12 protein-coding genes, 1 tRNA gene and 1 other annotated feature are annotated in these 11197 nt (G+C 52.3%); of the genes, 4 read left to right on the forward strand and 9 right to left on the reverse strand.

Features of this window, described 5'->3' with window-relative positions:
* Positions 1–48: 48 nt before the first annotated feature.
* Complete coding sequence (gene emmdR, locus ACJ9N4_RS03230) at positions 49–1524, reverse strand: multidrug efflux MATE transporter EmmdR (RefSeq protein WP_411500277.1); 1476 nt, start codon at positions 1522–1524, stop codon at positions 49–51.
* A gap of 193 nt (positions 1525–1717) precedes the next feature.
* Here emmdR and ACJ9N4_RS03235 point away from each other — a divergent pair.
* Positions 1718–1793 (forward strand) — tRNA-Asn (locus ACJ9N4_RS03235).
* 185 nt (positions 1794–1978) lie between these two features.
* Positions 1979–2311 (forward strand): gamma-glutamylcyclotransferase family protein, encoded by a 333-nt coding sequence (locus ACJ9N4_RS03240; protein WP_182919820.1) that lies wholly within the window; start codon positions 1979–1981, stop codon positions 2309–2311.
* 50 nt (positions 2312–2361) lie between these two features.
* Here ACJ9N4_RS03240 and ACJ9N4_RS03245 read toward each other — a convergent pair whose 3' ends face one another.
* The 4 genes from ACJ9N4_RS03245 to dacD all read right to left on the reverse strand — a co-directional run bounded on the left by ACJ9N4_RS03245 (position 2362) and on the right by dacD (position 5787).
* Positions 2362–2697 (reverse strand): DUF496 family protein, encoded by a 336-nt coding sequence (locus tag ACJ9N4_RS03245; RefSeq protein WP_008499467.1) that lies wholly within the window; start codon positions 2695–2697, stop codon positions 2362–2364.
* Positions 2698–2864: 167 nt separating this feature from the next.
* Positions 2865–3923, reverse strand: a complete 1059-nt coding sequence (locus ACJ9N4_RS03250) for an FUSC family protein (RefSeq protein WP_182271943.1) — start codon at positions 3921–3923, stop codon at positions 2865–2867.
* A gap of 92 nt (positions 3924–4015) precedes the next feature.
* A complete protein-coding gene (gene sbmC / locus ACJ9N4_RS03255; protein WP_182919819.1) occupies positions 4016–4489 on the reverse strand; it encodes a DNA gyrase inhibitor SbmC in 474 nt (157 codons plus the stop codon).
* A 131-nt stretch (positions 4490–4620) separates the two neighbouring features.
* Positions 4621–5787: a serine-type D-Ala-D-Ala carboxypeptidase DacD gene (gene dacD / locus ACJ9N4_RS03260; protein WP_182918638.1), complete on the reverse strand. Its 1167-nt coding sequence runs from the start codon at positions 5785–5787 to the stop codon at positions 4621–4623.
* Between the two features lie 198 nt (positions 5788–5985).
* On the opposite strand from dacD, the gene sbcB reads away from it, so the two are divergent.
* Entirely contained in the window at positions 5986–7422 is a 1437-nt protein-coding gene (sbcB, locus tag ACJ9N4_RS03265; RefSeq protein ID WP_411500278.1) for an exodeoxyribonuclease I, read from the forward strand.
* 62 nt (positions 7423–7484) lie between these two features.
* Here sbcB and ACJ9N4_RS03270 read toward each other — a convergent pair whose 3' ends face one another.
* The 4 genes from ACJ9N4_RS03270 to ACJ9N4_RS03285 all read right to left on the reverse strand — a co-directional run bounded on the left by ACJ9N4_RS03270 (position 7485) and on the right by ACJ9N4_RS03285 (position 10912).
* Positions 7485–8843, reverse strand: a complete 1359-nt coding sequence (locus ACJ9N4_RS03270; protein WP_182271945.1) for an APC family permease — start codon at positions 8841–8843, stop codon at positions 7485–7487.
* Positions 8833–8895, reverse strand: a complete 63-nt coding sequence (yoeI, locus tag ACJ9N4_RS03275; protein WP_155267937.1) for a membrane protein YoeI — start codon at positions 8893–8895, stop codon at positions 8833–8835. Before yoeI ends, ACJ9N4_RS03270 begins: the two co-directional genes overlap by 11 nt.
* A 221-nt stretch (positions 8896–9116) precedes the next feature.
* Positions 9117–10046 (reverse strand): LysR family transcriptional regulator, encoded by a 930-nt coding sequence (locus ACJ9N4_RS03280; RefSeq protein ID WP_182271946.1) that lies wholly within the window; start codon positions 10044–10046, stop codon positions 9117–9119.
* 41 nt (positions 10047–10087) lie between these two features.
* The gene (locus ACJ9N4_RS03285; RefSeq protein WP_182271947.1) at positions 10088–10912 is read right to left on the reverse strand and encodes an SDR family oxidoreductase; all 825 of its coding nucleotides are present in this window, start codon (positions 10910–10912) and stop codon (positions 10088–10090) included.
* Positions 10913–11087: 175 nt separating this feature from the next.
* On the opposite strand from ACJ9N4_RS03285, the gene hisL reads away from it, so the two are divergent.
* Complete coding sequence (gene hisL, locus ACJ9N4_RS03290) at positions 11088–11138, forward strand: his operon leader peptide (RefSeq protein WP_001364200.1); 51 nt, start codon at positions 11088–11090, stop codon at positions 11136–11138.
* Positions 11114–11197 (forward strand) — a sequence feature (His leader region). It overlaps the preceding gene by 25 nt.

The raw sequence follows: 11197 nt of genomic DNA on the forward strand, positions 1-11197 counted from the left end.
ACCCGATGATGTCAAAGGCAGAATGCAGATTTTCGATCGTTTGCCGATTTATTCTCCATTTCGCGCATTTGTCAGGCATTCTGTGGTTTCTGTCACCACAGGTTCCGGTTTGGTACGGGGATATTTCCATAACCAGCGCCCACTTACCATACGCCAGTAGAACAACACGCCGCGTACAGCCCAGTCGAGGAACATCCCCAGCCAGACGCCAACCACCCCCATTCCGAGTATCACCCCCAGCGTATACCCCGCTACAACGCGGCATCCCCACATACCGAGCATCGATACCCACATCGCAAAGCGGGCATCCCGCGCCCCTTTGAGCCCGGCAGGAAGCACCCAGGAGGCCGCCCAAATCGGCATAAACGCCGCGTTCATCCAGATCAGGATTTTAACAACCTCTTTGACATCCTCTTCGCGGGTGTAGAACGATGCCATCAACCCGGCAAAAGGTGCACTCCCCCAGGCGATCACCGTCAGGCCAATGGTCGACAACCAGAAAACATGCCGCAACTGGCGTTCCGCCTGACCAATCTGCCCTTTCCCGAGCCGTTTACCGGTGATAATGGTCGATGCGGAACCCAGTGCGTTACCCGGCAGGTTAATCAGTGAGGCGATGGAGAAAGCAATAAAGTTACCGGCGATGACGTCCGTCCCCATACCAGCCACAAACATCTGCGTGAGCAGCTTGCCCCCGTTAAACAGCACTGATTCAATGCTGGCAGGAATACCAATCCCCATCACTTCCCTGATAATGGCGAAATTGAGCGGGCGGAAATAACTTTTTAGCGTGAGACGCAGCGACGGTGTCATTCCGGTCATCAGCACACCAACAATGGCTGCAGCGCCAATATAACGTGAAATGGTTAGCCCCAACCCGGCTCCAGCGAACCCCAGCCCATTCCAGGAAAAAATGCCGTAAATCAGGATACTGCTGATGATAATGTTCAGGATGTTCATCCCGCCGTTAATCAACAGCGGAATTTTCGTGTTACCCGCCCCGCGCAGCGCGCCACTGCCAATTAACGCAATGGCGGCCGCCGGGTAACTGATTACCGTCATTTCCAGATAGGTCAGCGCCAGGTCTTTAACCTCTTTCGTCGCCTCACCGGCAACAATGTCGATAATCTCTTTACCGAAATAGTGGATCACCGCGGCCAGAATGATCGAAAAAAGGGTCATGATCATCAGCGACTGCCGGGCGGCCTCACGCGCACGTTTGGGATCAAGCTTGCCCAGACTGAAGGCAACAACGACCGTTGTCCCCAGATCAATGGCGGCAAAAAATGACATCACCACCATGTTAAAACTGTCCGCCAGCCCTACCCCGGCCATTGCTTCTTTGCCCAGCCAACTGACCAGGAAAGTGCTCAGCACGCCCATCAGCAGGACACAGGTATTCTCCAGGAAGATGGGTACGGCAAGAGGGGTGATTTCACGCCAGAACAGAACACGGTAGCTTTTGCGTTTCGCATACCAGGGCGTGCGCATGATCGCGTGGCGTATGGGGGCAGTGACGTTCAAGATGAACCTTAACAAGAAAGTTGAAACTCCATTTCAAATGATGAGGGAGAAATGCGTATCCTGCAAAGTATTTTCCATAAAAATATGTTTGGATTTACAACAAACTGACGACAGAATCAGCAATCAATCGATATTCTCTCAGATCAGGTTTGACAAAACTTTTTTCGCCGCTAATATGTGCCTCCACAACGATTCCTCTGTAGTTCAGTCGGTAGAACGGCGGACTGTTAATCCGTATGTCACTGGTTCGAGTCCAGTCAGAGGAGCCACATTTGAAAAGCCTGCTTTTAAAGCAGGCTTTTTGCTTTTCTGCGTTCTGGTAAAATTACCGGGTGTCGGCTGCACCTTACCCGGCCTGCGGGGATCGAGACCGGCAAGCGTAGCCGCGACGAAGCAGTTGCAGGACCCACCGTTTCCCCTTATGTTGAAAAAAATCATTTTAATGGTGAGAAAAATGGACTCTTTGTTTGTCTATGGCACCCTGCGTCCAGGCCACGTTAATGCGTACATCCTCGAAGACATCGGAGGAGAATGGCTGGCAGGGTCTGTTAAAGGGACGTTTTACGAACGTGGCTGGGGAGCCGCCGCGGATTTTCCGGGGATTGTGCTGGATGAAGAAGGTACCAGCGTGGAAGGTTTCCTGTTTCTCTCCCCCCACCTGGACGCGCACTGGCCAATGCTGGATGAATTCGAAGACGGTTATGATCGGGTTGAGGTGAACGTGACCACGCAAGGCGGTAAACAGATACAAGCCTGGATTTACCAGCTCCAGCCGCGTTCTGAGTGATAAAAAAAGGCTCTCTGTCACCAGAGAGCCTTTTTCACCATTCGCTGCGATTACTCGCTTTTAGCTTCGCCGTTTTTGATTTCACCCATCACTTTCAGCTTCTTAGAGATGTCGCGGCGTTCTTTGGACAGCTCAGCGTTTTTGATGATGTAGTCATCAACGCGGTCTTCGTAGTCGCTCTTCATGCTGGCGATAATGCCCTGAATAGCTTCAACGCTCATACCTGGCTTGATGTAATCGCTCAGGTTGTCCAGCAGCAGTACACGTTTCTGGTTGTCACGGATCTTCTTCTCAACGTCCTGGATTTCACGCTGCAGTTTGTTTTTGCGGCGGAACAGGCGGACGAATTCCAGAACATCCTGGAACGAAGGCTTAGTAGTTTCCATTTTTACACCCCTGATAATGTGAGATTCGGATTCGTTAAAGCAACCGTTGTAACAGTACCTTACTGACAGCGGCTGCGAATGACAATGAGTATATCGTTTAAAGCTATCATAACCCCAATTGATGCTGAATCGAAGCAGCAGGCGTCACATCTGGAGATAGCTGCTTTTTATTTGCGCAATGCGCGGCAAATGAGATGCGATAGCAGCTCCAGCTGTCGTGCCAGCTCCATGCTCAGCCAGACATATCCATGAATCGGTGTTTCTGCCACGTTGTCGCTCTGACGCTCATTAATTAACTGTTTTAGTTCAGCAACGATTTCATTCAGCCGCTCGCTATTGGCAAGTATGGGTTGCGGATTCCCTTCATAGAGTGCGTGGGCGATGGTTAACAGCGTTTGCTGCGTCATCTGCTGCGTCTCTTTCAGCGTATGCGCGTTCAGCATCAACAGATGGCTGGGACGAGAAGCCCAGTGGGCGTTGATCTGCAGTTCAAGCATACACACCAGGTTGCGGCTCACCGTCTGGATAGCTTCGAAAATCGATTTCTGAATATGAGTCTCTTTGCTGGCTGGGGTAATCAGGCCACGCATTTTGACCACATCATTGAGGATCTTTTGTAAGTGCTTTTCCAGCCGGGGACGTTCAACCAGATTAGGGGAAAAACCAGCCTGATAGACACGGTTAAACGCGGTGACGTAGTTTGCCATCTGAATACGCCAGTGCAGGAAAGCACGCTGTGGCCAGATACCGGTGAAGAGCATGGCCAGCAATGAGCCGAAAATAACATCTCCGCTTCGCCACAGTGCAGTGGTCATATCACCCGCAGGTGCGCCGACAACCACAGAGAGGGTAATGCCAATCAGCAATGCCTGATAAGGCTTTTTGCCCAACGCCAGCCAGCCGCAGAGGAACATGGCCACCGCACACCATACCAGCATCACCGGGAGTGAGATCAGCTCCAGCTTCAGGGCGATCAACCCCAGTGCAGAGCCTAAAACCGTGCCACCAATGCGTTCAAAGGCACGGGGGACGACATTACCCCAAAACGAGATAGGCCCCATGATGACCACCAGCGTGATCAGCGGCCACGTCCCTTCAGGTACATTCAGTAAACGGACCAGCACAAACGTCAGAACGAACGCCAGCGCGATGCGACACCCATGCACCACGCGATAATGCTGGTACAACCGAATTTCAAAAGACGTTAATGATTTGTCGGGACGCACACCCGCTCTCCAGCAATACGGCAAATCACGATTGTACTGTGTTTTCAGCCGGGCGGATCACACCCGGCTGAAAAACCCTGTTTTTTCCAGGCTTAACCGGCTTTACGTTCTACTGCCACATATATCTCGATGTCCCAGTATCCATCCGCATTACCGTCATTGAGGTAACGCTCGAAGCAAGGTTTAGGGGCAATCTGGTATGTGTTGTCCTGCAAAAGAGAATCAAAGAACTGGTACCACGGAGTCGCGAAATCGTAGTTTTCGACGCGCGCCATCCCAACGGCATACTCCCCCGCGGCGATTTCCGTCATCATTACCCCTTCACTGTTATCAGGGATAACGAAATTGTCCGGAACCGTTACTGCAGTATCACAGCGCAGTTTTTCAGCCGGGACTTCATCCGGGTTATCGTAGTACACCGCAACCCACTCCAGCGGCTGAACGTGACATCCATCCACCCACATCACCAGCTGTTCAAAGCCCTGTTTTACCGTTTTGTCCCACGGCCCCACCAGATGGAAGCCCGCGATCTTACGTTTCTGCTGCTGCTTGATGCTGTAGTCCATGTTACCTCCATTTATTACTGTATATTTATACACTATAAAGCAGATATTGAATGTTCAGCAAACGAGGAGTGTTTATTATGTGAGCAGACTCGCAACCCTGCCAGTCTGCCCCGCGGGATTAACAAAAACCGTCAGATTTTGTGATGCAGATAATCACCAAGACGGGAGAAAAAGCCACCTTTATCAACCGCTTCCAGCGTTACCAGCGGCCAGTGCGCGACCACTTTGTCACGGTCGTACAGCTGGATCTCCCCTACCCGCTGATGGGCAGCAATCGGCGCTTCCAGCTCTTTTTTATCCAGAACGTATTTTGCCTTAATGTTTGGCACTTCCGCTTTAGGTAAGGCCAGCCAGAAGTCCTGGTCGGTTCCCAGCTTTATCTGCTCTTTGTTACCGTACCAGATACGCTCCGTCCCCACCTTTTTACCCTTGTGCAGGATCTGCACGGTATCAAAGTTCTGTTGACCCCAGTGCAGTAATTTACGCGCCTGATCTTCACGCCCTTTCGGGCTGTCCGCCCCCATCACCACCGCAATTAAACGACGCTGGCCGTCAACCGCTGAAGCAATCAGGTTAAAACCGGCTCCCGACGTGTGACCCGTTTTCAGGCCGTCCACGTTCATGGTTTTCTCCCACAGCAAACCGTTACGGTTTTGCTGGGTGATCCCGTTCCAGGTGAGGCTCTTTTCGCTGTACATATGGTAGAACTCAGGTTCACCGTGAATGATGGCCCGGGACAGCACAGCCAGGTCATAAGCAGAACTGTGTTGTCCTGGTGCATCCAGACCGTGCACAGTTTCAAAGTGCGTATCGCGCAGGTTCAACTTTTGCACATAGTCATTCATCATGTTCACAAACTGCGGTTGACCACCCGCCACATGATCCGCCAGCGCCACGCAGGCATCGTTACCGGAGTCAACAATCAGGCCGCGGCTCAGGTCGCGTACGGAAACGCGATCGCCAGGCTTCAGGAACATCAGCGATGAACCGTCAAAGACCGGATTACCTTTTGCCCACGCGTCATGGCCTACGGTGACGATGTCATCAGGACTAATACGATGACTATCAATGGCGCGGTCAACGACATAGCCCGTCATCAGCTTAGTGAGACTCGCCGGGTTGCGTTGTTGGTGTTCGTTGCCCGCCGTTAAGATCTGACCAGTGGTGTAATCCATCAGCACCCAGGATCCAGCCTGGATGGCCGGAGGCTGCGGAGCAAAATCCAGCGGTTCAGCAGCCAGCGCAGATGAGATACTCGAAGCGAGTAAAGAAACAGCAATAAACAGACGGCGTTTCAACGGTATATCCTCAGGTCATTAAAAATCGTTGACCTTTTTACGGGAGTTCTGATGTCGTTACCTGCCTTAATTGCAAAAAAATGTGACAGAGCGCGGATTTTTCTCTGAAGCAGCGCCGCAAATTTGAGAGCCGTCGGCGCTTTTTATTCGGCCTGGCTACCACAATCGTTTACCATGGTGGCGTCTATTTTTAACAGGATGGTATTACTGGTGTCTGATTCTGCCGCGCGCCCAACATTTTTATTCCACGATTACGAAACCTTTGGCACCCATCCGGCGCTGGACAGACCGGCGCAATTTGCCGCCATCCGTACTGACGACGAGTTCAACATCATTGGCGAGCCAGAGGTGTTTTACTGCAAACCCGCCGATGACTACCTGCCGCAACCCGGCGCGGTCATGGTCACCGGGATCACACCTCAGGAAGCGCGGGAAAAAGGGGTTAACGAGGCGGAGTTCGCCCGCCGTATCCACGACCTGTTTACCGTCCCGAATACCTGCGTCGTGGGATATAACAACATTCGTTTTGATGACGAAGTGACGAGGAATATTTTCTATCGCAACTTCTTCGATCCGTATGCGTGGAGCTGGCAGAACCGCAATTCACGCTGGGATTTGCTGGACATTATGCGAGCCTGTTACGCGCTGCGCCCGGAAGGGATCAACTGGCCAGAAAATGACGAGGGGCTGCCGAGCTTCAGGCTGGAACATCTGACGCGCGCCAACGGAATTGAGCACAGCAATGCCCACGATGCAATGGCAGACGTGTATGCCACCATTGCAATGGCGAAGCTGGTGAAAACCGCTCAGCCACGGCTGTTTGACTACCTGTTGAGCCACCGCAGCAAGCAGAAACTCACCACCCTGATCGACGTGCCGCAAATGAAACCGCTGGTGCATATTTCCGGCATGTTCGGCGCATGGCGCGGCAATACCAGTTGGGTGGCTCCGCTTGCCTGGCATCCTGACAACCGTAATGCCGTCATCATGGTGGATCTGGCCGGGGATATCTCACCCCTGCTGGAGCTTGACAGCGATACGCTGCGCGAGCGGCTCTATACCCCGAAAAATGAGCTGGGTGACCTGCCCGCCGTACCGGTAAAACTGGTGCATATCAACAAATGTCCGGTGCTGGCGCAGGCCAATACGCTGCGTCCGGAAGATGCCGACCGGCTGGGTATCAACCGTCAGCACTGTCTCGATAACCTTAAAGTGCTGCGCGACAACCCGCAGGTACGGGAAAAAGTGGTGGCTATCTTCGCGGACGCAGAACCGTTTGTGCCGTCTGACAATATCGATGCGCAACTCTATAACGGTTTCTTCAGTGATGCCGACCGTGCAGCCATGAACATCGTACTGCAAACCGAGCCACGAAATTTACCGGCGCTCGATATCACCTTTGCCGATAAACGTATCGACAAACTGATGTTTAATTACCGGGCGCGTAATTATCCCGGTACGCTGGATGAAGTGGAGCAAGAGCGCTGGCTGCAGCATCGTCGTAACGTCTTTACCCCGGAATTTCTCAATCGCTATGCCCAGGAGCTGGAGATGCTGTACGGCCAGTACGAAGGGGATGCGGAAAAGCAGGCGCTGTTGAAAGCCCTGTTCCAGTACGCGCAGGAGATAGTCTGAATTGTCGATATAAAAAAACCGGAGGCGATGGTCTCCGGTTTTTTTTGTCCGATGACGTTATATTACGCGACGTCTTCGTACTGAGGTACCGGGTTACGGAAGCTTCTGGTTACGCATGCCAGGTAAACCAGACCAATGCCGCCCCAGATCAGACCCAGAATCATCGAACTTTCTTCCAGGTTAATCCACAACGCACCAACCGTCAGCGCACCACACACTGGCAGCACCAGATAGTTGAAGTGGTCCTTCAGCGTCTTGTTACGCTTCTCACGGATCCAGAACTGAGAGATCACGGAGAGGTTAACGAAGGTAAATGCCACCAGCGCACCAAAGTTAATCAGCGCCGTTGCGGTGACCAGGTCAAATTTAATCGCCAGCAGTGCAATTGCGCCAACCAGCAGCACGTTCCACGCAGGGGTACGCCATTTCGGATGAACATAACCGAAGAAGCGCGTCGGGAACACGCCGTCACGACCCATTACGTACATCAGGCGAGAAACACCCGCGTGTGCCGCCATGCCGGATGCCAGAACGGTCACGCTGGAGAAAATCAGCACGCCCCACTGGAAGGTTTTACCTGCAACATACAGCATGATTTCAGGCTGTGACGCATCCGGATCTTTAAAGCGTGAGATGTCCGGGAAGTACAGCTGCAGGAAGTAAGAAGCACCAATAAAGATCAGGCCGCCAATCAGCGCAGTCAGGAAAATCGCTTTCGGGATCACGCGCTCTGCATCTTTCGTCTCTTCAGACAGAGAAGAGATGCCGTCGAAGCCCAGGAACGAGAAGCACAGGATAGTCGCACCGGTGATCATCGGCACAACGTGCGCACCTTCGGACCAGAACGGACGCGTGCTGGTCAGCGTACCTGCGCCTTCACCGTGCATTACACCGTAAATGATCAGGCCGACGATAACTGAAACGATACCCATCTGCAGGATAACAATCAGGGTGTTGAAGTTAGCCACGGTCTTGATGCTGCGCAGGTTAGAGATGGTCATAAAGGCCACCAGCGCCACAACGAAGATCCACGACGGTACGGAAGGTACCAGCGCTTCAAAGTAAATTTTCGCCAGCAGAATGTTGATCATCGGCATGAACAGGTAGTCCAGCAGAGATGACCAGCCCACCATAAAGCCAACCGCCGGGCTAATGGATTTCTGAGCATAGGTGTAGGCAGAGCCTGCAGACGGGAAACGGCGAACCAGTTTACCGTAGCTCAGCGCTGTAAAGAGAATGGCGACCAGCGCAAAGGCATACGCCGTTGCAACGTGACCGTCAGTAAGGCCAGATACGATACCGAATGTATCGAACAGCGTCATTGGTTGCATATAGGCAAGACCCATCATAACAACCGGAATCAACGTAAGTGTTTTACGTAATTCCACGCGAGAGGTTTTTGGAGTTGCGTTATGCGACATCGTTAATCTCCTTTACGGTGATAACCGCCACGTAAGCGAAAAATTGCCCCATTTTCTGTATTCCTCAGCGACAACAACTGTCGGATTTTAGTAAATATCTATCCGGTACGAAGCCCGGCCTCTTGGTTTTTTAGTTTCGTTTCGTACATGCAAAAAAAAATAACCGACGCCTTTTATATCGTCGATTATTCATTTGTTTGCAGCCGCGGCATTTTGCCCTATTCCAGACACAAAAGGCAATAGATAGAGAAACCTATCAATAATTTCCCGCATCTAACTGGTTGATTTTTCAGCAGCGCCGGGAGTGTAAACGGCTGCGATAGCACTATTTGCTAAAATTTCATCTCGCCACCAGGCGCTGGCAAGCCCTGCCGTTTGTTCATTCCAGCCAACCCAGACCGACTCATTACTGCTTTGAGCAAGTACCTGTTTTTCAACAAGCGCACCGCTGTCAATAAACCGCTGCGCCAGATAGCGCGGCAAATAGCCGCAGCCCAGCCCGCTTATTTGCAGCTCCAGCTTGGTTTTAAAATCGAAAACGGTAATCGCCTCCTGCTCGTCGAGCAGTTGCGAAGAGATGGCACACTCTGGCCGTGAGCTGTCGCCCACCACAATGGCACGATACCCCTTAAGGATACGTCGATTAATGGGCTCAGGCTCCTGGGCCAGAGGGTGATGAGGCGCGACAACAAAAACCTGCTCCAGCAGGCCCAGACGGGCAAAACCAAAATCGCTCAGTTGGGGAGGTTCACGTAATGCCCCGACGATGATGTCCGCCCGCCCCTGCGTTAAGGCATCCCACGAGCCGCCCAGCACACCATTAATGAAAATCAACCGGGTCACGCTATGGCGCTGATAGAACGCCTCAATCAGCGGCGTCAGGAGGGAAAACGGAAAGGTATCATCCACGCCAATCACCAGCTCGTTCTCCCAGCCCTGATGGAGCTTAACGGCCTGTTTTTCCAGTTCGCGAACGGTGTGGAGAACTTCACGCCCTTTTTCCAGAAGCATCTGCCCGGTGCGGGTAAAACGTGCGCGGTGTCCGGAGCGATCGAGAAGCTGGATATTGAGATCGCTTTCCAGTTTATGAACGGTGTAACTCAGCGCGGAAGGGGTTTTGTAGAGCTTCGCTGAGGCCGCCGCAAAGCTCCCCTCTTTTTCCAGTGCATCCAGAATAATCAGAACATCCAGCAGCGGTTTCATGTTCGCCCCCCTCCGGCATGCGATCGTCTCCGCTGATGGCATTATTCCATTGGCATCACCAGCGGGTCGGGATACTGGTACTCAAATCCCAGTTCATGACAAATGCGATTACCATCAATAATTTTGCCTTTACCTTCGCCTTTAGCATCGCCAAACACTGGCGGAGCCAAACCTAACTGACGCGCCATCAGCGGATAAAACGTGCTACGCGCTGGATGAGAAGGCGCACATATATTATAGATGTGCCCACCTTTTGGAGCCTGTAAGAGTAGCTCAATTGCGCCGATAACGTCGTCAAGATGCACGAGATTGACGCCATGTTGTCCGTCAGGGGCTGACTTCCCGGCAAAAAAACGTCCCGGATGTCGTCCCGGGCCAACCAGCCCTGCCAGACGCACAATATCAACCTGAGTACCGGGAAGATTGTGCAGCCAGTCTTCCAGCTCTTTAAGCACCTGGCCACTCGCCGTCACCGGACGGCGTACGGTGGTCTCCTTTACAAGACCATCAACATCACCGTAGACCGATGTCGAGCTGGTAAAAATAATACGCGGGATATGGTGCGCCAGCGCACTGTCGACAATCTCCTGCATTGCCTGCAGATAGAATGACTCACCCGGGCCACTGCGTCGTGCCGGTAAGGTAATGACCAGCGCATCGACGTTCATCAGCGCGTCAAGATCGTCAGCATCACATACCAGTTCAGGCTCAAGCCGCAGCTCGATGCCATCAATACCGCACATGCGTGCCGCTTCCACCCCATCCGCTGTGGTTTTACTCCCGGTCACTTGCCAGCCTTTCGTGGCTAATGACATCGCCAGCGGCATTCCCAACCATCCTAAACCGACAATCGCGACCTTTTTCATGCGAATTCTCCTGACTCTCAACCACCTGTATTAAGGCTACGCCAGCACTGAGGAACACACAATTTATAGCATCAATATGAAATGAATTAATGATCAAAAAAACCCCTTGCAATATGGCGTACAAGTGGTTTAGGTTAAAAGACATCAAATGAATAAGCATTCATCGAGAATTTATATGACACGCGTTCAATTTAAACACCACCATCATCACCATCATCCTGACTAGTCTTTCAGGCGATGTGTGCTGGAAGACAGTTAGATCTTCCAGTGGTGCATGAACGCATG

The sequence above is a fragment of the Enterobacter sp. LM3 genome (assembly GCF_046622475.1).
Lineage (GTDB): Bacteria > Pseudomonadota > Gammaproteobacteria > Enterobacterales > Enterobacteriaceae > Enterobacter > Enterobacter cloacae_P.

Excerpts from the sequence above, each read along its gene's own strand:
- ACJ9N4_RS03280 (WP_182271946.1), bottom strand. The coding sequence starts at position 10,046 with ATGAAACCGCTGCTGGATGTTCTGATTATTCTGGATGCACTGGAAAAA.
- sbmC (WP_182919819.1), bottom strand. The coding sequence starts at position 4,489 with ATGGACTACAGCATCAAGCAGCAGCAGAAACGTAAGATCGCGGGCTTC.
- ACJ9N4_RS03285 (WP_182271947.1), bottom strand. The coding sequence starts at position 10,912 with ATGAAAAAGGTCGCGATTGTCGGTTTAGGATGGTTGGGAATGCCGCTG.
- ACJ9N4_RS03240 (WP_182919820.1), top strand. The coding sequence starts at position 1,979 with ATGGACTCTTTGTTTGTCTATGGCACCCTGCGTCCAGGCCACGTTAAT.
- ACJ9N4_RS03270 (WP_182271945.1), bottom strand. The coding sequence starts at position 8,843 with ATGTCGCATAACGCAACTCCAAAAACCTCTCGCGTGGAATTACGTAAA.
- sbcB (WP_411500278.1), top strand. The coding sequence starts at position 5,986 with ATGGTATTACTGGTGTCTGATTCTGCCGCGCGCCCAACATTTTTATTC.
- ACJ9N4_RS03245 (WP_008499467.1), bottom strand. The coding sequence starts at position 2,697 with ATGGAAACTACTAAGCCTTCGTTCCAGGATGTTCTGGAATTCGTCCGC.